This is a genomic window from Phaeacidiphilus oryzae TH49, assembly GCF_000744815.1.
GTDB lineage: Bacteria > Actinomycetota > Actinomycetes > Streptomycetales > Streptomycetaceae > Phaeacidiphilus > Phaeacidiphilus oryzae.
On the sequence record NZ_JQMQ01000004.1, the window covers coordinates 1 to 22,544 of the forward strand.

The 22,544-nt window shown below is 69.7% G+C and carries 12 protein-coding genes, 3 rRNA genes, 1 pseudogene and 2 riboswitches; of the genes and pseudogenes, 13 read left to right on the top strand and 3 right to left on the bottom strand.

Features of this window, described 5'->3' with window-relative positions; all coding sequences use genetic code 11:
• The 10 genes from BS73_RS00160 to BS73_RS00205 all read left to right on the top strand — a co-directional run.
• A 16S ribosomal RNA gene (locus BS73_RS00160) occupies positions 1-1,325 on the top strand; the annotation flags it as partial.
• A 294-nt stretch (positions 1,326-1,619) separates the two neighbouring features.
• A 23S ribosomal RNA gene (locus BS73_RS00165) occupies positions 1,620-4,735 on the top strand.
• 67 nt (positions 4,736-4,802) lie between these two features.
• A 5S ribosomal RNA gene (rrf, locus tag BS73_RS00170) occupies positions 4,803-4,919 on the top strand.
• Positions 4,920-5,060: 141 nt separating this feature from the next.
• Complete coding sequence (locus BS73_RS00175; protein WP_037568365.1) at positions 5,061-5,675, top strand: CDP-alcohol phosphatidyltransferase family protein; 615 nt, start codon at positions 5,061-5,063, stop codon at positions 5,673-5,675.
• A gap of 116 nt (positions 5,676-5,791) precedes the next feature.
• Positions 5,792-8,287 carry a mannose-1-phosphate guanyltransferase gene (locus BS73_RS00180; RefSeq protein WP_037568366.1) on the top strand — a complete coding sequence of 832 codons (2,496 nt, stop codon included), beginning with the start codon at positions 5,792-5,794 and terminating at the stop codon, positions 8,285-8,287.
• 703 nt (positions 8,288-8,990) lie between these two features.
• Complete coding sequence (locus tag BS73_RS40595; protein WP_037568368.1) at positions 8,991-9,515, top strand: FHA domain-containing protein; 525 nt, start codon at positions 8,991-8,993, stop codon at positions 9,513-9,515.
• A gap of 153 nt (positions 9,516-9,668) precedes the next feature.
• The gene (ftsR, locus tag BS73_RS00190) at positions 9,669-10,439 is read left to right on the top strand and encodes a transcriptional regulator FtsR (RefSeq protein ID WP_037568370.1); all 771 of its coding nucleotides are present in this window, start codon (positions 9,669-9,671) and stop codon (positions 10,437-10,439) included.
• 120 nt (positions 10,440-10,559) lie between these two features.
• Entirely contained in the window at positions 10,560-11,033 is a 474-nt protein-coding gene (locus tag BS73_RS00195) for a bifunctional nuclease family protein (RefSeq protein WP_037568372.1), read from the top strand.
• 227 nt (positions 11,034-11,260) lie between these two features.
• The gene (locus tag BS73_RS00200; protein ID WP_037568374.1) at positions 11,261-11,902 is read left to right on the top strand and encodes a MerR family transcriptional regulator; all 642 of its coding nucleotides are present in this window, start codon (positions 11,261-11,263) and stop codon (positions 11,900-11,902) included.
• A 109-nt stretch (positions 11,903-12,011) separates the two neighbouring features.
• The gene (locus BS73_RS00205) at positions 12,012-13,598 is read left to right on the top strand and encodes a DNA polymerase IV (protein WP_037568375.1); all 1,587 of its coding nucleotides are present in this window, start codon (positions 12,012-12,014) and stop codon (positions 13,596-13,598) included.
• Positions 13,599-13,661: 63 nt separating this feature from the next.
• Here BS73_RS00205 and BS73_RS35680 read toward each other — a convergent pair whose 3' ends face one another.
• Entirely contained in the window at positions 13,662-15,077 is a 1,416-nt protein-coding gene (locus tag BS73_RS35680) for a PRC and DUF2382 domain-containing protein (protein WP_161789610.1), read from the bottom strand.
• Between the two features lie 208 nt (positions 15,078-15,285).
• Positions 15,286-15,381: riboswitch (glycine riboswitch) on the top strand.
• A riboswitch (glycine riboswitch) is annotated at positions 15,382-15,502 on the top strand.
• Between the two features lie 40 nt (positions 15,503-15,542).
• On the opposite strand from BS73_RS35680, the pseudogene gcvP reads away from it, so the two are divergent.
• Positions 15,543-18,415, top strand: a pseudogene (gene gcvP, locus BS73_RS00215) (aminomethyl-transferring glycine dehydrogenase).
• A 102-nt stretch (positions 18,416-18,517) separates the two neighbouring features.
• Here gcvP and BS73_RS00220 read toward each other — a convergent pair.
• Together BS73_RS00220 and BS73_RS00225 are read right to left on the bottom strand one after the other, a co-directional pair.
• Complete coding sequence (locus tag BS73_RS00220) at positions 18,518-18,709, bottom strand: DUF5999 family protein (protein ID WP_037568377.1); 192 nt, start codon at positions 18,707-18,709, stop codon at positions 18,518-18,520.
• 233 nt (positions 18,710-18,942) lie between these two features.
• Entirely contained in the window at positions 18,943-19,404 is a 462-nt protein-coding gene (locus BS73_RS00225; RefSeq protein WP_322987229.1) for a hypothetical protein, read from the bottom strand.
• Between the two features lie 756 nt (positions 19,405-20,160).
• Between BS73_RS00225 and BS73_RS00230 the strand changes: the two genes are divergently transcribed.
• Positions 20,161-21,717 carry a glutamate--cysteine ligase family protein gene (locus tag BS73_RS00230; RefSeq protein WP_037568381.1) on the top strand — a complete coding sequence of 519 codons (1,557 nt, stop codon included), beginning with the start codon at positions 20,161-20,163 and terminating at the stop codon, positions 21,715-21,717.
• 7 nt (positions 21,718-21,724) lie between these two features.
• Positions 21,725-22,513, top strand: coding sequence for a CPBP family intramembrane glutamic endopeptidase (locus BS73_RS00235; RefSeq protein ID WP_235215214.1), 789 nt, complete (start codon positions 21,725-21,727; stop codon positions 22,511-22,513).
• Positions 22,514-22,544 lie beyond the last annotated feature (31 nt).

Consider the following 22,544-nt stretch of genomic DNA (forward strand, 5'->3'; position numbering starts at 1 on the left):
TAATACCGGATATGACCCTCCTCCGCATGGTGGGGGGTGGAAAGCTCCGGCGATCCAGGATGAGCCCGCGGCCTATCAGCTTGTTGGTGGGGTGATGGCCTACCAAGGCGACGACGGGTAGCCGGCCTGAGAGGGCGACCGGCCACACTGGGACTGAGACACGGCCCAGACTCCTACGGGAGGCAGCAGTGGGGAATATTGCACAATGGGCGCAAGCCTGATGCAGCGGACGCCGCGTGGGGTGAACGGCTTCGGGTTGTAAACCTCTTTCAGCAGGGAAGACGCAAGTGACGTAACAACGTGCCAGCAGCCGCGGGTAGGGGTGCGAGCGTTGTCCGGAATTATTGGGCGTAAAGGCTCGTAGGCGGCCTGTCGCGTCGGATGTGAAAGCCCGGGGCTTAACCCCGGGTCTGCATTCGATACGGGCAGGCTGGAGTGTGGTAGGGGAGATCGGAATTCCTGGTGTAGCGGTGAAATGCGCAGATATCAGGAGGAACACCGGTGGCGAAGGCGGATCTCTGGGCCATTACTGACGCTGAGGAGCGAAAGCGTGGGGAGCGAACAGGATTAGATACCCTGGTAGTCCACGCCGTAAACGTTGGGAACTAGGTGTTTGGCGACATTCCACGTCGTCGGTGCCGCAGCTAACGCATTAAGTTCCCCGCCTGGGGAGTACGGCCGCAAGGCTAAAACTCAAAGGAATTGACGGGGGGCCCGCACAAGCGGCGGAGCATGTGGCTTAATTCGACGCAACGCGAAGAACTTACCAAGGCTTGACATACACCGGAAACGTCCAGAGATGGGCGCCCCCTTGTGGTCGGTGTACAGGTGGTGCATGGTTGTCGTCAGCTCGTGTCGTGAGATGTTGGGTTAAGTCCCGCAACGAGCGCAACCCTTGTCCTGTGTTGCCAGCGGGTTATGCCGGGGACTCACGGGAGACTGCCGGGGTCAACTCGGAGGAAGGTGGGGACGACGTCAAATCATCATGCCCCTTATGTCTTGGGCTGCACACGTGCTACAATGGCCGGCACAATGAGCTGCGATACCGCAAGGTGGAGCGAATCTCAAAAAACCGGCCTCAGTTCGGATTGGGGTCTGCAACTCGACCCCATGAAGTCGGAGTCGCTAGTAATCGCAGATCAGCATGCTGCGGTGAATACGTTCCCGGGCCTTGTACACACCGCCCGTCACGTCACGAAAGTCGGTAACACCCGAAGCCGGTGGCCCAACCCTTGTGGGGGGAGCCGTCGAAGGTGGGACCAGCGATTGGGACGAAGTCGTAACAAGGTAGCCGTACCGGAAGGTGCGGCTGGATCACCTCCTTTCTAAGGAGCATCTTGGCCGCTACGGCGGTCCAGAGCCACGACGCCGGCGAATGTCCGGCGGTGGTCAGCTCATGGGTGGAACGTTGACTATTCAGTGCCTCAGGGATGGGGACCTCGCTAGTACTGCTCTTCGGGGCGTGGAACGTGACGGGTCTCCGGTCTGGGGTGCTGGGCGCGCTGTTGGGTCCTGAGGGCACGGCCGTTGGCCGCTCGTTCTCAGTGCCGACCTCATGCTTGGACTAGGTGGGTGGTTGGTTGTTGCTTGAGAACTGCACAGTGGACGCGAGCATCTGTGGCCAAGTATTTAAGGGCGCACGGTGGATGCCTTGGCACCAGGAACCGATGAAGGACGTGGGAGGCCGCGATAGGCCCCGGGGAGCTGTCAACCGAGCTTTGATCCGGGGGGTGTCCGAATGGGGAAACCCGGCGATCGTCATGGGTCGTCACCCGCTGCTGAACGCATAGGCAGTGTGGAGGGAACGCGGGGAAGTGAAACATCTCAGTACCCGCAGGAAGAGAAAACAACCGTGATTCCGGGAGTAGTGGCGAGCGAAACCGGATGAGGCTAAACCGTTTGTGTGTGAGACCCGGCAGGGGTTGCGCAGGCGGGGTTGTGGGAGCGAGCTTCAGTCTTCTGCCGGAGGCTGGGTGAGTCAGAAATCGTTGGTGTAGGCGAAGGGCATGTGAAAGGCCCGGCGTAGAGGGTAAGACCCCCGTAGCTGAAACGTCAGCGACTTGCTTGCTTGTTTCCCAAGTAGCACCGGGCTCGAGGAATCTGGTGTGAATCTGGCGGGACCACCCGCTAAGCCTAAATATTCCCTGGTGACCGATAGCGGATAGTACCGTGAGGGAATGGTGAAAAGTACCGCGGGAGCGGAGTGAAATAGTACCTGAAACCGTGTGCCTACAAGCCGTGGGAGCGTCGGGGTGTGCTTGCACATCCTCGTGACTGCGTGCCTTTTGAAGAATGAGCCTGCGAGTTTGCGGTGTGTTGCGAGGTTAACCCGGGTGGGGTAGCCGTAGCGAAAGCGAGTCCGAAGAGGGCGCCGGAGTAGCACGCTCAAGACCCGAAGCGGAGTGATCTAGCCATGGGCAGGGTGAAGCGCGGGTAAGACCGTGTGGAGGCCCGAACCCACCAGGGTTGAAAACCTGGGGGATGACCTGTGGTTAGGGGTGAAAGGCCAATCAAACTCCGTGATAGCTGGTTCTCCCCGAAATGCATTTAGGTGCAGCGTCGTGTGTTTCTTGCCGGAGGTAGAGCACTGGATAGGCGATGGGCCTGACCGGGTTACTGACCTTAGCCAAACTCCGAATGCCGGTAAGTGAAGCGCGGCAGTGAGACTGTGGGGGATAAGCTCCATGGTCGAGAGGGAAACAGCCCAGAGCATCGACTAAGGCCCCTAAGCGTGTGCTAAGTGGGAAAGGATGTGGAGTCGCAGAGACAACCAGGAGGTTGGCTTAGAAGCAGCCACCCTTGAAAGAGTGCGTAATAGCTCACTGGTCAAGTGATTCCGCGCCGACAATGTAGCGGGGCTCAAGCGCACCGCCGAAGTCGTGTCGTTCCAGCATGAGGGCCAACGCCCGCTGGGATGGGTAGGGGAGCGTCGTGTGCCGGGTGAAGCCTCCGCGGAAGCGAGGGGTGGACGGTTCACGAGTGAGAATGCAGGCATGAGTAGCGATTCAGGAGTGGGAAACTCCTGCGCCGATTGACCAAGGGTTCCTGGGTCAAGCTGATCTGCCCAGGGTAAGTCGGGACCTAAGGCGAGGCCGACAGGCGTAGTCGATGGACAACCGGTTGATATTCCGGTACCCGTGGCAGTGCGCCAGCGCTGAACCAGGTGATGCTAAGCCCGTGAAGCCGCCCGGAGGTCTTCGGACCAAGGGGAGTGGTGGAGCCGGCGGACCAAGCTTGTAGTAGGTGAGCGATGGGGTGACGCAGGAAGGTAGTCCAGCCCGGGCGGTGGTTGTCCCGGGGTAAGGGTGTAGGGCGTTGCGTAGGCAAATCCGCGCGACATGTGCCTGAGACCTGATGCCGAGCCGTTGTGGTGAAGTGGATGATCCTATGCTGTCGAGAAAAGCCTCTAGCGAGTGCTGTTGCGGCCCGTACCCTAAACCGACTCAGGTGGTCTGGTAGAGAATACCGAGGCGTTCGGGTGAACTGTGGTTAAGGAACTCGGCAAAATGCCCCCGTAACTTCGGGAGAAGGGGGGCCATTGCTGGTGATCACCCTTGCGGTGTGAGCTGGTGGTGGCCGCAGAGACCAGCGGGAAGCGACTGTTTACTAAAAACACAGGTCCGTGCGAAGCCGTAAGGCGAGGTATACGGACTGACGCCTGCCCGGTGCTGGAACGTTAAGGGGACCGGTTAGCCTGGATTCGTCTGGGCGAGGCTGAGAACTTAAGCGCCAGTAAACGGCGGTGGTAACTATAACCATCCTAAGGTAGCGAAATTCCTTGTCGGGTAAGTTCCGACCTGCACGAATGGCGTAACGACTTCCTGACTGTCTCGACCACAGGCCCGGTGAAATTGCACTACGAGTAAAGATGCTCGTTTCGCGCAGCAGGACGGAAAGACCCCGGGACCTTTACTATAGCTTGATATTGGTGTTCGGTTCGGCTTGTGTAGGATAGCTGGGAGACGGTGAAGTCGCCACGCCAGTGGTGGTGGAGTCAATCTTGAAATACCAGTCTGGTCGTGCTGGATGTCTAACCTGGGTCCGTGATCCGGATCAGGGACAGTGTCTGGTGGGTAGTTTAACTGGGGCGGTTGCCTCCTAAAGGGTAACGGAGGCGCCCAAAGGTTCCCTCAGCCTGGTTGGCAATCAGGTGGTGAGTGTAAGTGCACAAGGGAGCTTGACTGTGAGACTGACGGGTCGAGCAGGTACGAAAGTAGGGACTAGTGATCCGGCGGTGGCTTGTGGAAGCGCCGTCGCTCAACGGATAAAAGGTACCCCGGGGATAACAGGCTGATCTTCCCCAAGAGTCCATATCGACGGGATGGTTTGGCACCTCGATGTCGGCTCGTCGCATCCTGGGGCTGGAGTAGGTCCCAAGGGTTGGGCTGTTCGCCCATTAAAGCGGTACGCGAGCTGGGTTTAGAACGTCGTGAGACAGTTCGGTCCCTATCCGCTGTGCGCGTTGGAGTCTTGAGAAGGGCTGTCCCTAGTACGAGAGGACCGGGACGGACGAACCTCTGGTGTGCCAGTTGTTCTGCCAAGGGCATGGCTGGTTGGCTACGTTCGGGAGGGATAACCGCTGAAGGCATCTAAGCGGGAAGCCTGCTTCGAGATGAGGACTCCCACCCACTTGTTGGGGTAAGGCTCCCAGTAGACGACTGGGTTGATAGGCCGGGTCTGGAAGCCCTGTGAGGGGTGGAGGTGACCGGTACTAATAGGCCGAGGGCTTGTCCATAGTTGCTCCGCGTCCACTGTGTTGTTCTGAAGAAACAGCCTGCCACAGGCAGATTTCTTCATAGTGTTTCGGTGGTCATGGCGGTCAGGGTACGCCCGGTTACATTCCGAACCCGGAAGCTAAGCTGGCCAGCGCCGATGGTACTGCACTCGGGAGGGTGTGGGAGAGTAGGACGCCGCCGAACAAACATTGAGATGAGAAGGGCCGTGCCCCTGGCTTCTGTCAGGGACACGGCCCTTCTTCATGCCCACCGGCCGGCCGGGCCCGGTTCGGCGCCGGGTAAAGTCTGCCTGCACCGTTGTGAGTACCGACAGGAGGCCCTCGGGTGGAGGTCCAGGAGACGCGTGTCCAGACAGACCGCGTGCTCACCATCCCCAATCTGCTGAGCATGGCGCGGCTGGTGGGCGTGCCCGTGTTCCTCTGGCTGATCCTGTGGCCGGTGTTCGGGGGGCCGAAGAACGACGGATGGGCTCTGCTGATCCTGGCGCTGAGCGGGATCAGCGACTACCTCGACGGGAAACTCGCGCGCCGTTGGGGCCAGATCAGCCGGTTGGGTCAGCTGCTGGACCCGGCCGCCGACCGGGCGTACGTGCTGTCGACCCTGGTCGGGCTGACCTGGCGGGGCATCATGCCCTGGTGGCTGACGGCGATTCTGCTGGCCCGCGAGGCCTTCATCGCGTCTCTTCTGCCGATTCTGCGCCGGCACGGATATGGCCCGCTGCAGACCAACTTCCTGGGGAAGGCCGCGACCTTCTGCCTGATGTACGCATTCCCGCTGCTGCTGCTGAGCGATCGTTCGGATTGGCTCGGTAATGTTGCATCAATCTTCGGATGGGCGTTCGCTGGTTGGGGTACGACGCTGTACTGGTGGGCAGGGATCCTGTACGCGGTGCAGGCCCGCCGACTGGTGAAGGCGGAGCCGGACACCGCTCTCGACTGAGTCCGTAGTACGGCGGATTGATGGTTCATGGCCCGGGCCTTCGCTCGGGGTCCGCCGCGCGGGTTCGGTCCGAGCACGGGGGACGTCCCTGAGGCCTGAAGGAGGATCCGCCAGACATGAAGGCCGTCGTGATGGCCGGAGGCGAGGGCACCCGCCTCCGCCCGATGACCTCGAGCATGCCGAAGCCGCTGCTTCCAGTGGTGAACCGCCCGATCATGGAGCATGTGCTCCGGCTGCTCAAGCGCCACGGACTCACCGAGACCGTGGTGACCGTGCAGTTCCTCGCGTCGCTGGTACGTAACTACTTCGGCGACGGCGAAGAGTTGGGCATGCACCTGACCTATGCCAACGAGGAAGTGCCGCTCGGTACCGCGGGCAGCGTGAAGAACGCCGAGGAGGCGTTGAAGGACGACTCGTTCCTGGTGATCTCCGGGGACGCGCTCACCGACTTCGACCTCACCTCGCTGATCGAGTTCCACCGCGCCAAGGGCGCGATGGTCACCGTCTGCCTGACGCGGGTACCCAACCCCCTCGAGTTCGGCATCACCATCGTCGACGACGAGGGCAAGGTCGAACGCTTCCTGGAGAAGCCGACCTGGGGGCAGGTCTTCTCGGACACCGTCAACACCGGCATCTACGTGATGGAGCCGGAGGTCTTCGACTACGTCGCCGCCAACGAGAGCGTCGACTGGTCAGGCGACGTCTTCCCGCAGTTGATGAAGGAGGGCAAGCCGATCTACGGCTACGTCGCCGAGGGCTACTGGGAGGACGTGGGCACCCACGACTCCTATGTGAAGGCCCAGGCCGACGTGCTGGAGCGGAAGGTCGACGTCGACATCGACGGCTTCGAGATCTCGCCCGGGGTATGGGTGGCCGAAGGCGCCGAGGTCGATCCGGAGGCCGTCCTCCGCGGGCCGCTGTTCATCGGGGACTACGCCAAGGTCGAGGCCGGCGTCGAGCTGCGCGAGCACACCGTGCTGGGCTCGAACGTGGTGGTGAAGCGCGGCGCCTTCCTCCACCGGGCGGTGATCCACGACAACGTCTACATCGGCTCGCAGTGCAATCTGCGGGGCTGCGTGGTGGGCCGGAACACGGACGTCATGCGGGCCGCGCGGATCGAGGACGGGGCGGTGATCGGCGACGAGTGCCTGATCGAGGAAGAGTCGATCATCGCCGGCAACGTCCGGGTGTACCCCTTCAAGACCATCGAGGCCGGTGCCTTCGTCAACACCTCGGTGATCTGGGAGTCGCGCGGGCAGGAGCACCTCTTCGGCGCCCGCGGGGTCTCCGGCGTGCTGAACGTGGAGATCACCCCGGAGCTCGCGGTGCGGCTGGCGGGGGCGTACGCCACCACCCTGAAGAAGGGCGACACGGTGACGATCGCCCGTGACCACTCGCGGGGCGCCCGGGCGCTGAAGCGGGCGATGATCTCGGCGCTGCAGGCCAGCGCGATCGACGTCCGCGACCTGGAGAACGTCCCGATGCCGGTGGCGCGGCAGCAGACCGCCCGGGGCAGCGCCGGCGGGATCATGCTGCGGACCACCCCCGGGGTGCCGGACTCGCTGGACATCCTCTTCTTCGACGAGCGCGGGGCCGACCTCTCGCAGGGCGGGCAGCGGAAGCTGGACCGGGTCTACGCGAGGCAGGAGTACCGGCGCGCGTTCCCCGGTGAGATCGGCGATCTCGGGCACCCCAACGCGGTGTTCGACACCTACGCCGGATCGCTGCTGCGGCGGATCGACACCAGCGGGGTCGCCGAGGCCGAGCTGAAGATCGTGGTGGACGCCGCCCACGGCTCGGCTGGACTGGTGCTCCCGTCGATCCTGGGCCGGCTGCCGGTGGAGGCGCTGACCCTCAACCCGGGTGTGGGCGAGGCCTTTCCGACGGAGACTGCGGAGGCGCGTCGGCAGGGCCTGCAGCGACTCGGCGAGGTGGTGGCCTCCTCCAGGGCGGCCTTCGGGGTGCGGTTCGACCCCGTCGGCGAGCGGGTGTCCTTCGTGGACGAGCGCGGCCGGATCATCGAGGACGACCGGGCCCTCCTGGTCCTCCTCGACCTGGTCGCGGCCGAGCGGCGGAGCGGGCATGTGGCGCTGCCGGTGACCACCACCCGGATCGCCGAGCAGGTGGCGGCGTACCACGGCACGCAGGTGCAGTGGACGACCACCTCGCCGGACGACCTGACCCGCACCATCGCGGCCGAGGACGCGATCTTCGGCGGCGACGGCAAGGGCGGCTTCGTGGTGCCGGAGTGCAGCGAGGTCTTCGACGGCACGGCGGCCTTCGTGCGGCTGGTGGGCCTGGTGGCCAGGACCCAGCTGACGCTCAGCCAGATCGACGCGCGGATCCCGCGGGCGCACGTGGAGCGGCGGGACATGGCCACTCCGTGGGCAGTCAAGGGGAAGGTGATGCGCTCGGTGGTGGAGGCGGCCGGCGACCGGCACGTGGACACCACGGACGGGGTGCGGGTGGTCGAGCCGGACGGCCGGTGGACCCTGGTGCTGCCGGACCCGGGCGAGGCCGTCACCCATGTGTGGGCGGAGGGCCCCGACGACGAGTCGACGCGCGCCCTGCTGGACGAGTGGACCGCCGTGGTCGAGGCGGCGGGCCGCTAGCGGAGCACCGCGGTCGGGCCGTGTGCGGACGGGTGATGGCAGTCCGTGTCACGGCAGTGGCCAGAGCGTGAACCGGACGGGTACGGTGCGGCAGTGCACCGTACCCGTTTCCGTGTGCGGAGAGCCCCGCAGGGAGCGCGCCCGGTGCACGGGTTGTCGGTGGCGGATGGCAGGATGACCTCTGGGGGTGACCGGTCGTCGCAAAGGACCTGTGCGGCCCCTCCGCACCAGCGCGGATGGATATGCTGCTGTCCACGTGAACAGGGGGATCAGGGGAGGCCATGCGAGACCGCAGGGCCCACCGCGACACCAGGTCGGCACCGTCCGGGTGCCGCACCGTCCATAAAGACGCTTCATCCTGCCCCACGGGCGGGTTCGTGGCACGCAAGGGGAATCGCCCGTGAGTTTTTTCTCGAAGCTGTTCGGCAGAGGCCAGCGCCGGGGCGCGGTGGAGGCGCCGACCGCGCGGCACCGCCGAGCCGACGACGCGAGTGTGCCGGGGATGCGCGGCTCCGCCGACGGCGGGGAGTACGCGCCGGCCGGGGAGCGCCCGCTCTTCCGCGACCAGACCGGCGGCGTGGGTGCGGGACGGATAGGTGCCGAGGGGGTAGCCTCAACCACCGGTGGAGGGTTTGTGCCCTCTCCGAACTCCCCGTACGCGTCTCAGGGACACGCGGGCGAACCGCGGCAGGAGGCAGCATCCGTGACGGTGTGCACCCGGTGTGGAAACCAGAACCCCGAGGCGAGCCGGTTCTGCTCGAACTGCGGTGCACCCCTGCACGGCCGGGCCGCCGCCGAGCGCCCCTCCGAGACCACTTCGACCATCTCGATCTCCGGCCTCGAGGCCTATGAGGCCGAGGTGCAGGGCCAGGGCGCCCCGCCCCTCTCGCCGGAGGCGATGGCCGCGGTGGAGGCGCTGCCGCCGGGTTCCGCGCTGCTGATCGTGCGGCGCGGGCCGAACTCGGGCAGCCGGTTCCTGCTGGACTCGGACCTGACCACGGCCGGCCGGCACCCGGAGAGCGACATCTTCCTGGACGACGTCACCGTCTCGCGCGTGCACGTGGAGTTCCGCCGGACCCCGGAGGGCTTCACGGTCGCCGACGTCGGCTCGCTCAACGGCACCTATGTGAACCGCGAGCGGATCGACCAGGTCGCGTTGCAGAACGGGGACGAGGTGCAGATCGGAAAGTACCGGCTGGTGTTCTACGCCGGCCCCCGAGCGTACTGACGCTGCCCAGGGCGGTCCCGTCCCGGTTGCGGGGCGGGGCGCGGCCCGGGGCGGAGCGTCGTGAGGAGCACGTGAGCAGTGGCGGGTACTGAGGCCGGGCCGCGCCCGGAACCGCAGCGGACGTCGGGCCTGGTCCCCCGGGGCCGAGGGGCGATGGACCGGACCGGAGGGCGGCCGCAGCTGCTCAGTATCGGAGCGGTGCTCGGGGTGCTCCGAGACGCCTTCCCCGAGGTCACCATCTCGAAGATCCGCTTCCTTGAGGCGGAGGGGCTGGTGGAGCCCCAGCGCACCCCCTCGGGCTACCGGAAGTTCAGCGAGGCGGACGTCGAGCGGCTGGCGTATGTGCTGCGGATGCAGCGCGACCACTATCTGCCGCTGCGGGTGATCCGCGAGCACCTGGACGCCATCGACCGGGGCGAGGCCCCGCCCGCGCTGCCGGCCTCCGCCTCGACCGGGACGGGCCCGGTGGCCGAGGCCGAGCGGGAGGCCACCGCGCTGGCCGAGGCGCTCGGCCAGGCCGGCGCCGGCGGCGAGGGCGGTCTGGGAGGGCCGGCCGCCGGCCGGCTCAACCGCGAGGAACTGCTGGCCGAGGCGGGCATCGGCGAGCCCCAGCTCCAGGAGTGGGAGTCGTACGGGCTGGTGCTGCCCGGCCCCGACGGCGGCTACGACGCGGACATGGTGCATGTGTCCAAGCTGGTCGCCGAACTGGGCCGGTTCGGCCTGGAGGCGCGGCATCTGCGCGCCGTGAAGGCGGCCGCCGATCGGGAGATCGGCCTGGTGGAGCAGGTGGTGGCGCCGCTGAGGCGGCATCGCAACCCGCAGACCAGGGCGCATGCCGCCGCCACCGCCCGTGAGTTGGCGACCCTCTCGGTGCGGCTGCACGCCGCCCTGGTCCAGTCGGGCCTGCGCGAGCGGCCGGTCTGAGCCGCGCCCGCCCCGTCGCCCCCGGATCGGGGGCGGTGCGGGCGGAGTCGTCTGCACCATATGCCCCGATGGCCACGACCGGACTTTAATATCCGCGAGTGGCGCCCTAGGGTGGCTCTTGTGAATGAGCTCGACGTCGTGGGCGTCAGGGTGGAGATGCCCTCCAACCAGCCGATCGTCCTCCTGCGCGAGGTCGGCGGCGACCGGTATCTGCCGATCTGGATCGGGCCGGGCGAAGCCACCGCGATCGCCTTCGCCCAGCAGGGGATGACGCCCGTTCGGCCGTTGACCCATGACCTCTTCAAGAACGTCTTGGAGGCCGTCGGCCAGCAGCTCACCGCGGTGCGCATCACCGACCTGCGCGAAGGCGTCTTCTACGCGGAGCTGGTGTTCGCCAGCGGGGTGGAGGTCAGCGCCCGGCCGTCCGACGCCATAGCGCTTGCGCTGCGGACCGGCACTCCGATCTACGGTGCGGAGGGCGTACTGGACGAGGCCGGGATCGCGATCCCGGACGAACAGGAGGACGAGGTCGAGAAGTTCCGGGAGTTCCTGGACCAGATCTCTCCGGAGGACTTCGGCACCAGCAGCCAGTGAGCGGCGGCCGCGGGGCGCGGGGCGAACGAACTCGCGTACCCGCAGGCCTCCTTGCCCAAACCGCTCTTGAGGTTGAGGTCACTCGGCGTGCCGAGCGTGGCGATCGTTGACGCGCCCCTGGCGACTGCCTACCGTCGATGGTGGACGTCCCCGGTGAGCCACCCCATCAGGGACGGCGGCCGGCGAGCGGTCCCGGAAGACGACGGGTGGGCCGGATGGAGGGTCGCGTGAGCAGTACCGGCGACGGCATGGCCGCACACGGCGCGCACCCCCTCCACGAGGTGCACGCCCCGCCCGCTCCCCGTCTCAACGACGTGGGGGCCTGGCAGCCGGAGGCCCGGCCGATGCGATCGGAGGATCCCACGGGATCGGAGATGATCGGCTACCGCGGCCCGACGGCCTGCGCGGCGGCCGGGATCACCTACCGCCAGCTCGACTACTGGGCGCGGACCGGGCTGGTCGAACCGAGCGTCCGGCCGGCCCACGGCTCCGGGACCCAGCGCCTCTACAGCTTCCGGGACATCCTGGTGCTGAAGATCGTCAAGCGGCTGCTGGACGCCGGGGTCTCCCTGCAGAACATCCGGATCGCCGCGGCCCATCTGGCCGAGACCGGCGGGGCGGATCTGGCGCAGGTGACGCTGATGAGCGACGGTGCCACGGTCTATCAGTGCACCTCCCCGCACGAGGTGGTGGACCTCCTGCAGGGCGGGCAGGGCGTCTTCGGGATCGCCGTCGGGGCCGTCTGGCGCGAGCTGGAGGGCTCCCTCACCCGGCTGCACGCCGAGCGCGCGGACACCGGCGAGACGCTGCCAGGGAACGACCCCGAGGACGAGCTGGCGGCACGCCGGCGGCGCAACCGGGCGGTCTGAGGCCCGGCCCGCGCCATGAGCTGAGCCCGGGGCCCGCGCGGGGCGGTGGGAGCAGGGCGCGGCGGCGGGGGCGCGGCGAATTGTCAGTGGTGTGCGGGATCATCGCTGTATGCGCCCGGTTCCGTCCATCCTCCACCTCGACATGGACGCCTTCTTCGCCTCGGTGGAGCAGGCGTCCAAGCCGAGCCTGCGCGGAAAGCCGGTGATCGTCGGCGGGCTGGGGGCGCGCGGGGTGGTCTCCACGGCCTCCTACGAGGCGCGGGTGTTCGGGGTGCACTCGGCCATGGCGATGGCGCACGCCCGCCGGCTGGCGCCGAACGCGGCCTATCTGGTACCCAGATTCGCGCTCTACCGCGAGGTCAGCGAGACCGTGATGGGGCTGCTCCGGGCGATGTCCCCGCTGGTGGAGCCGCTCAGCCTGGACGAGGCCTTCGTGGACCTCGCCGCGGGCCCGTACGGGGAGCTGATCGCCTCGGCCGGCCCCGAGGCGGCGCGGGAGCTGGTGCAGGCGCTGGGCGAGGACCTGCGGGCGGACATCACCGCGGCCACCGGACTGACCGGCTCCGTCGGTCTGGCGGGTGCCAAGTTCCTGGCGAAGATCGCCTCCGAGCGGGCCAAGCCGGACGGGCTGGTGCTGATCGAGCCGGGCACCGAGCGGGAGCTGCTGGACCCGCTGTCGGTGCGGGTGCTGCCGGGGGTGGGCCCGGCCACGGCCGAGACCCTGCGGCGGGCGGGGCTGAACACGGTCGGCGAGATAGCCGCGGCCGAGGAGGTGGAGCTGATCCGGCTGCTGGGGAAGGCGCACGGCGCCGGGGTGCACGCCCTCGCCCAGGGGATCGACGACCGCCCCGTGGTGGCGGAGCGGGACGCCAAGTCCATCTCCGTGGAGGACACCTTCGAGGTGGACCTGCGGGACCGCGACCGGATCGTGGCCGAGGTGGAGCGGCTGGCCGAGCGCTGCGTGGGGCGGCTGCGGGCGGCCGGCCGGTCCGGGCGGACGGTGGTGCTCAAGGTCCGCCGCTACGACTTCTCCACCCTCACCCGCTCCGAGACCCTGCGCGGGCCGACCGACGACCCGGGGGTGGTGACCGGCACGGCGCTGCGGATGCTGGACCAGCTCGGGTCGGGGGAGCTGGCCGGCGGGGTGCGGCTGCTCGGGGTCGGCGTCTCCGGGCTCGCGGACTTCACCCAGGAGGACCTGTTCGCCCAGGCCGCCCGGGAGGCGGGCGAGGCGCAGCTCGGCGACCCCGGGGAGGGGGCCGCGCCGGCCGGTGGGGCCGGGGAACCCGCTGCGAGTCCGGAATCGGAGTCGACGCCGGAACCGGCGGCCGGGGCCGTGAAGCCGGCGGGCGAGGGCGTGAAGCCGGCGGGCGAGGCCGTGACCGAGACCGTGAACGAGGCCGAGGACCCGGCCTACGGGGGGTTCGGGCAGCCGCGGGCCTTCCATCCCGGCCGGGAGCCGGGTTCCGAGCCTGGGACGCGCCGCCGCTGGCTGCCCGGCGAGGATGTGCGGCACGAGGAGTTCGGTCCCGGCTGGGTGCAGGGCAGCGGCGTCGGGCGGGTCACCGTCCGCTTCGAGACCCCGGAGTCCGAGCCCGGGCGGGTGCGCACCTTCCGGGAGGACGATCCGGCGCTGGCCGCCGCGCCGCCGCTGAGCCTGGTCTCGGACGGGGACCCGTCGGACGGCTCGGCGTAGCCAGCAGGCCTCGGCGCCGCGACCGGTGGTCCGGTGCGGCGCCGAGGTGGGGAGCGGGGTGGGTCAGTGACCGTAGGCCGGACGGCCGGGGTAGCGGGCGCCGGGGGAGTACGGGGTGGTGGAGGTGCCGGCCGAGGGCGCCGCGCCGTTGCGCCCGCCCTGTGCGGCCTGGCCCTGCCCGGACCGTTCGGACTGGCCGGACTGCCCGGCCTGGCTGCCCTGGCCGGCGTCGTGGACCTCGACCTGCTCGCGGCGGAGCTGGTCGCGGACCACCTCCTCCTCGGTGACCCGCTCGGTGATCAGCCGGATCCGCTCGACCGGGACCACGTGCTTGCGTACCACCACCCGCTCCTCGTGGACCGGGACCTCCTGAGTGGCCTCCTCGATCTCCTGGTCGGAGATCTGCGCCCGCTCGTCGTCGCTCAGCCGGACCCGCTCGATCCGGACCCGCTCGCGGACGACCGGAACCCGGCGCTCCACGTTCTCGGTGGTGACGTACTTGCGCAGCCGGGCGCGGCCGAGCTCGTGCCATTCGGTGGTGATGTCCAGCCGCTCCTCGCGGCAGACCACCTCGATCTGTTCCGGGGCGCCCGTCCCGGCCGCCCCCGCCGGCTTGGCGGTGCCCGCGGCGGCGGTGGAGTCGCGGTCGGTGAGGTGCGGGACCGCGCGGGTCTCCTCCTCCTTGACCGGGGTGGGGGTCTGGGCGGTCGTCGACGGCTCCGGGGTGGTGGTGCCGGCGGAGCCGGTGAAGAACGCGGAGGTCCGGCCGCCGGCGGGGGAGGAGTGCTCGGCCGGCTTCGAGGAGGCCGCGGCGTATCCGGCGGCGGCGCCCGCCGCTCCGCCGGCCGCACCCGCCGCCAGGCCCTGCTCGGGAGCGCTTGCCGAGGTGTGCTCGCCCGTCAGGCCGTCGGTGCGCTCGGCGGACCGCGCGGTGTCCGTAGCTGCGGTGTCCGAGCCCGCGGTCCCCGAGCTCGCGGTCCCCGAGCTCGCGGTGTCCGGGACCGCGGCGGCCTGGGTCCGGGCGGTCGCGTCGCCGGCGGCGGCCGGGGCGGTGTGCGCGGCGCTGCCGCCCACCGCGGCGGCGGCGGCCGGAGTGGCCGCCGTGTCGGAGGCGTCGGAGGCGTCCGAGGGGGCGGCCTGGCCGTTCGCCCGGGAGCCGGACTCGCTGGGCACGTCCAGACCGTAGTAGCGGTACAGCTGGAGTTCCTGAGCCGGCGACAGATGCTGGCCGGCTCCGAAGTCGGGGGAATCCTTGACCTGGGACTTGTCGTAGGGCACGCGCAGCTCCTCGCTGACGAACTCGCTGGTGGCCAGCGGAACGAAGGCGTCCCGGCCGAAGATCCCGGTCCGGACGGCGGCCCATTCCGGCTCGCCCGTGGCGTCGTCGAGGTACACCTCGTCCACGGTGCCGATCTTGTCGCCGTTGCGGTCCACGGCCTTGTGGCCGATGAGGTCCCTTGGGTCGATGTCGGTCTGCACGGGGCCCTCCACGGGTGGCGACCCGGCTGGCACCGGGATCACATGACTCGGTTGACGTCGTACGAAAACATACGAAACGTCATGATTTGGTGTGTTGTCGAACATTCGGGCCCCAATGGGGCGTGTCGCTGGACCAGTTGGCCCAATCCCGGACTGCTTCAGGAGCCACGTCCGAGGTGATCCGCACTGGTAGGGTGAGGGTGACCGTCGAGCCCGGACGGGAGAGTCCGAACGCGCGAGCGCTCGGCGCCGAAGGAGCAACTCCTCCCCGGAATCTCTCAGGCAGACGTACCGTCCGGGCGAGGTCACTCTGGAAAGCAGGGCTCCTTCGGTGGACCACCGGAGTCCTCGCCGACGGTGCAAGCCGACGCCGGTCGAACCGGCGGACGGTGAAGCTCTCAGGTGCAGATGACAGAGGGGGAGGCCGTCCCCGCGGGTCACGCTGACCAGGAGGCCTCAGCCACCATGACTGATCACACCGATCGCACCACCCTGTTCGAGCAGCGGCACATCGGGCCAGACGAGGGCGAGCGGTCCAAGATGCTCGCCTCGGTGGGCTTCGGCTCTCTGGACGAGCTGACCACCGCCGCGGTCCCGGCCGCGATCCGCAGCCTGGAGCGGCTGGGGCTCCCCGCCGCCGCCGGCGAGGCGGAGACGCTGGCCGAACTGCGCTCGCTGGCCGGACGGAACCAGGTGCTCCGTTCGATGATCGGCCTCGGCTACTACGACACCTTCACCCCGCCCGTGGTCCTCCGCAACGTGATGGAGAACCCCGCCTGGTACACGGCGTACACCCCGTACCAGCCGGAGATCTCGCAGGGCCGGCTGGAGGCGCTGCTGAACTTCCAGACCGTGGTGTCCGACCTGACCGGCCTGCCCACCGCCGGGGCCTCCCTCCTCGACGAGGGCACCGCGGCGGCCGAGGCGATGGCCCTGGCCCGCCGGGTGAACCGGAAGGCCGCGGCGGACGCGGTCTTCGTGGTCGACCAGGACGCCTTCCCGCAGACCCGCGCGGTGATCGAGACCCGCGCCGTGTCGCAGGGCGTCGAGGTGGTCACGGCGGACCTCAGCGAGGGCCTGCCGGAGGGGATCGCCGAGCGCGGGGTGGTCGGGGTGCTGGTGCAGTACCCGGGCGCCTCCGGGGCCGTGCGGGACCTGACGCCGGTGATCGAGGAGGCGCACGCGGCCGGCGCGGTGGTGGCGGTCGCCGCCGACCTGCTGGCGCTGACGCTGCTGAAGTCGCCGGGTGAGCTGGGCGCGGACATCGCGGTCGGCACCACCCAGCGGTTCGGCGTGCCGATGGGCTTCGGCGGCCCGCACGCCGGCTACATGTCCGTCCGCCAGGACTACGCCCGCAGCCTCCCCGGCCGTCTGGTCGGCGTCTCCAAGGACGCGGACGGGGCCCCGGCGTACCGGCTGGCGCTGCAGACCCGGGAGCAGCACATCCGCCGGGAGAAGGCGACCAGCAACATCTGTACCGCGCAGGTGCTGCTGGCCGTGATGGCCTCGATGTACGCCGTCTACCACGGTCCCGAGGGACTGGCCGCGATCGCGCGCCGGACGCACCGGCAGGCCGTACGGCTGGCCGAGGGCCTGCGGGCCGGCGGGGTCGAGCTGGTGCACGACGCGTTCTTCGACACCGTGCTGGCCCGGGTGCCCGGAAAGGCCGCCGAGGTCGTCGCCGCGGCCCGGAAGGCCGGGGTCAACCTGCGCGAGGCCGGCGCGGACCTGGTCGGAATCGCCTGCGACGAGACCACCACGGCCGAGGACCTGGCCAAGGTCTGGGGCGCCTTCGGCGTGACCGGCGCGGAGGGGGCGCGGAGGCGGCCGCGGACTCGCTGCCGGCCGCCCTGCTGCGCTCTGACGAGTACCTGACCCACCCGGTCTTCCACAGCCACCGCTCGGAGACCGCGATGCTGCGCTACCTGCGCCGGCTCTCCGATCGGGACTACGCACTGGACCGCGGGATGATCCCGCTCGGCTCCTGCACCATGAAGCTCAACGCCACCGCCGAGATGGAGGCGGTGACCTGGCCGGAGTTCGCCGGGCTGCACCCCTTCGCGCCGGCCGGGCAGACCGAGGGCTACCTGACCCTGATCCACCAGCTGGAGGACTGGCTGGCCGAGGTGACCGGCTACGCCAAGGTCAGCCTGCAGCCGAACGCCGGCTCCCAGGGCGAGCTGGCCGGCCTCCTCGCGGTCCGCGCCTACCACCGGGCCAACGGGGACGAGCAGCGGGACGTCTGCCTGATCCCGTCCTCCGCCCACGGCACCAACGCGGCCAGCGCCGCGATGGCCGGGATGCGCGTGGTGGTGGTCAAGACCGGCGAGAACGGCGACATCGACGTGGCCGACCTGCGGGCCAAGGTCGAGGAGCACCGCGAGCGGCTGTCGGTGCTGATGGTGACCTACCCGTCCACCCACGGAGTGTTCGAGGAGACCATCACCGAGGTCTGCGCGGCGGTCCACGAGGCCGGCGGCCAGGTCTACGTGGACGGCGCCAACCTCAACGCGCTGGTGGGCCTCGCCAAGCCGGGCGAGTTCGGCGGCGACGTCTCCCACCTCAACCTCCACAAGACCTTCTGCATCCCGCACGGCGGCGGCGGACCCGGCGTCGGCCCGGTGGCGGTGCGCGAGCACCTGGCGCCGTACCTCCCCAACCACCCGCTGCAGTCCGGCGCGGGGCCGGAGACCGGTGTGGGGCCGATCTCGGCGGCGCCCTACGGCTCGGCCTCGATCCTGCCGATCAGCTGGGCCTATGTGCGGATGATGGGGGCGGAGGGGCTCAAGGCGGCCACCCAGGTGGCCGTGCTCAACGCCAACTACGTGGCGAAGCGGCTGGCCCCGTACTTCCCGGTGCTGTACACCGGCCCGGGCGGGCTGGTCGGGCACGAGTGCATCGTCGACGTGCGGCCGCTGACCAAGGAGCTGGGGGTGAGCGTCGACGACATCGCCAAGCGCCTGATCGACTACGGCTTCCACGCCCCCACGATGTCCTTCCCGGTGGCCGGGACGCTGATGATCGAGCCCACCGAGAGCGAGGACCTGGCCGAGCTGGACCGCTTCTGCGAGGCGATGATCGCCATCCGCGGGGAGGCCGACCGGGTCGGCTCCGGCGAGTGGCCGGCCGAGGACAACCCGCTGCGGAACGCCCCGCACACGGCCGCGATGATCGCGGCGGGGGAGTGGGAGCACCCGTACTCCCGGGAGACCGCGGTCTTCCCTGCGGGGGTGAACCCGGCGGACAAGTACTGGCCGCCGGTGCGCCGGATCGACGGGGCCTACGGGGACCGGAACCTGGTCTGCTCCTGCCCGCCGGTGGAGGCCTACGCCGAGTGACCCCGGTCCGGCCGGGGGCCGGACCGACAAGCGCCCCGCTTGCGTGTGGACACGCAGGCGGGGCGCGGGTTTTCGGCAGGTGCCGACGCTCGCTGTGAGGCGCTAGGCGGCGGGCGCGTAGACCCGGCGGGGGCTGATGACCTTGCCGTCGGGGAGGAGTTCTCCGGTGTCCTCGAAGAGGAGGACGCCGTTGCAGAGCAGGCTCCAGCCCTGCTCCGGGTGGGTGGCCAAGACGGCCGCGGCCTCGCGGTCCGGCGAGTCCGCTGACGGGCACTCAGGTCGGTGCTGGCACATTGCTCGTACCCTTCGGAAGTTTCCATGTCCCCCGCGGCGGCCCCACCGGTGCGGACCCGCCGCATTACCGGGACTCACGACGGGGCCGTGCGCGTCGGTTCCCAGTGTGGGCACGCCGCAACCCTGCCGCAGCCATTTGGTGACATGGATCACTCCGGCTCGGGATAGATCACCCGTTCGGGCAGGTGTGGCCGGTGCCGCACCCACCCGGAATGACTAGCCCGAGCGTGGTCTCACTGACCGGCGAGGATCCCGGCGCTCCGGACGCCCTGCACCGGACGCGTCAGCACGGGCAGCAACTCGGTCGCCGCGTACGGGTGGTGGGCCGTCACCCCGCAGGGCGAGGGCGCGAGCGGAACCAGTACGTCCGCGGCCGGGGCCGGGCCGAGCAGCGGATGCAGCCACAGCGCGGTCATGTAGTGCCCCGGCACGCAGAGCAGCCGCGGCTGGTAGACCACGGCGCTGTCCGCGCAGTGGAGTTGGGCCTGATGCAGGGCACGCAGCGTGGACACCGGATAGGGGCCCTCGGCGAAGTGGGAGAAGGCCGGTCCGTCCGGGGTCTCGATGGTCTCGGCCGCCGCGAGCACCTCGCCCCCGCAGCGCACCAGGAAGCGCCAGCCGCTGCGGTCCCCGGCCGCCGAGGGCAGCGAGGGCGCGGGGGAGAGCCCGGAAGGGGCCGGATCCAGCCTGTGCACGGGCAGGGGATGGACGAGCTGGAGCGGCCCGGGAGCGTCGCGCAGCGACGGCGTATGCGACCCGCGCACGGCGCTCGGGGTGTCCAGAGCGGCGCGCACGGCGCGCAGAGCTGCGGCGGGGGGCTGAGGGAGCTGGAGCGACATGGCGGTTCGCCTCACAGGGCAGAGACGGACGGTGCAGGGGCGGCGTTCGGGCCGCCGGCGCGCCGTCGCACGACCGGCCGCGAGCGCCCGCCGTGACGGGGGCTCGGCTCGTTCTACGAGGGCTTCAACTGTGTTGCAGCGCCGGAGGGGTGACGGTGCGTCGGGCGACGCGTCGATGGTGCGGGCGCCCGGCGGCGCCGGGCGTGGGGTGGTGGAGGTACTGCTGGTTCGTTCGGCATCGCCGAGGGTCGGGGCGCAGGAGGGGCCGCCGGTCGGTGGCGGGCTCCGCCGGGGCGCGTCCGCGCGGCTGCGAAGACCCGTGCCGCGGGGCGTGCCTTGCTCCGGCCAGGCCTGCATGCCTGTGCGCGAATTCTAGCCGAACGTTCGCACGGTGTGACACTTCTACTACGGTCCGTGGCTTTCGGCAAGGGGCAACCCGGACAAGCTCGTGGAAACATACCGATCTCGCTGCATGGGAAGGATCCAGGCGCGGTCGAACCGCGCCGACCGGGTAGGCCTGGACGAGACCCGGGCCATGCCGGGCGCGATACCGGCGCGGCCCCGGGGCACCCGTACGAGGAACCCGACGAGAGTCCCAGAGAGTAGGCACCCATGGGGGAGAAGGTCGCAGCCGGCGGTTCCGACCTGTCAGACCGTCAGATCTACCGGCAGAAGCTGCGCCAGTGCGTGGACGCGCTGCGCAGACTGCTGGACGAGCAGCGGTTCGACCGTCCCCGGGCGGTGCTCGGCCTGGAGCTGGAGCTCAACCTGGTGGGGGAGGACGGGCAGCCCGCGATGCGCAACGAGGAGGTGCTGCGCGCCATCGCGAGCAGCGACTTCCAGACCGAGCTGGCCCGGTTCAACATCGAGGTGAACATCGCCCCGCACCGGCTCGGCGGCCGGGTCTTCGAGGAGCTGCGGGAGGAGGTGGACACCGCCCTCCGGTACGCCGACCGCAAGGCCCGGGAGGCCGGCGCCGGGATCATGATGGTCGGCACCCTCCCCACCCTCACCCAGGCGCACGCCGGGCTGCACAACATCTCCGCGGACAACCGCTACACCATGCTGAGCGAGCAGATCCTGGCCGCCCGCGGGGAGGACATCGCCCTGGACATCCAGGGCGTCGAGCGGCTCCGGCTGGACCGGGCGTCGATCGTCGCGGAGGCCGCCTGCACCTCGCTCCAGCTGCACCTCCAGGTCACCCCGGAGCTCTTCCCCGCGGTGTGGAACGCGGCCCAGGCGCTGGCCGGCCCGCAGCTGGCGCTCGGCGCCAACTCGCCCTTCCTCTTCGGCAAGGAGCTGTGGCGGGAGACCCGGCCGATCCTCTTCGAGCAGGCCTGCGACACCCGGCCGACCGAGCTGAAGGCCCAGGGCGTCCGCCCGATCACCTGGTTCGGCGAGCGCTGGATCGACTCCGTCCTCGATCTGTACGAGGAGAACCTGGCCTACTTCCCCTCGCTCCTGCCGATCTGCGACGAGGAGGACCCGGACCGGGTGCTCGACGTCGGCGGCATCCCCGCGCTGCGGGAGCTGCGGCTGCACAACGGCACCATCTACCGCTGGAACCGGCCGGTCTACGACGTGGCCGGCGGGGTTCCGCATCTGCGGGTGGAGAACCGGGTGCTGCCGGCCGGGCCCACGGTCGCGGACATCCTCGCCAACGCCGCCTTCTACTACGGGGCGGTGCGCAGCCTCGCCGAGCAGTCCCGGCCGGTCTGGACCCGGCTGCCGTTCGAGCTGGCCGCGGAGAACTTCCACACCGCCGCCCGCTACGGGCTCGACGCCGAGCTGTGGTGGCCGGCGCCGAACAGGATCCCGGGGATGCGCGGCAAGCCCGGCCGGAGCACCGGCCGGAGCGGACTGCGCCGGGTGCCGGCCGCCCGGCTGATCGCCGAGGAGCTGCTGCCGCTGGCCCGGCGCGGCCTGGACGCCTGGCAGGTGGAGCCCGCCGACCGGGACCACTACCTGGGCATCGTCGAGGAGCGCTGCCGGCGGGGCGCCAACGGGGCGTCCTGGCAGAGCGCGGTCTACCACCGCCTGCGCGGCGACGGGCTCGAACGGGACGCCGCGCTGGCCGAGATGACCCGCCGTTACATGGCCCGGATGCGCACCGGCGCTCCGGTCCACACCTGGCCCGTGTCGGGGGCGGACCGGGGACCCATGCGATGATCGCGCGGTGACCACCTCCCCGACCGTGTCCGACGACAGGGAATCCCTGAGCCGCAGGCTGCTCGGCCAGGAGACGCTGCTGGTGCTGGCGCTCTCGCTGGGCGCGAGCGGGGTCAGCGCGATCATCAGCTTCATCGGCTCGCTGACCGCCAAGAAGAGCCTGTCCGCGCAGACCGCGACGCTGGTCGGGTCGATGGCGCCGGGGCGGCCGTGGCTGGATCTCGCCTGGCAGGTGTTCGACATCGCCACCGCGCTGGTGCCGGTGGCGCTGGTCGCGCATCTGCTGCTGCGCGAGGGGACCTCGCTGCGGGTGATCGGCTTCGACCTGACGCAGCGGTGGCGGGACCTCGGCCGGGGCGCCCTGGTCGCCGCGGTGATCGGCGGCAGCGGTCTGGGGCTCTACCTGGCCGCGCGGGCGGCCGGGTTCAACCTCACCGTGGTGCCGACCACCCTGCCGGACGTGTGGTGGCGGGTGCCCATCCTGGTCCTCTCGGCCGCGCAGAACGCGGTGGTCGAAGAGGTGATCGTGCTCGGCTACCTGCTGCGCAGGCTGGAGGGGCTGGGCTGGTCCTGGCCGGGCGCGGTGGCCGCGAGCTCGCTGCTGCGCGGCTCGTACCACCTCTACCAGGGCGTGGGCGGCTTCTTCGGCAACCTGGTGATGGGACTCATCTTCTGCTGGCTCTACCGGCGTTGGCGCCGGGCGGCCCCGCTGGCGGTGGCCCACGGGCTGATCGACACGGTCGCTTTCGTGGGCTACGCGCTGCTGGCGGGGCATGTGAGCTGGCTGCCCACCTGAGGGGCGCAAGGGAGGGCCGCCGGGGACTTCC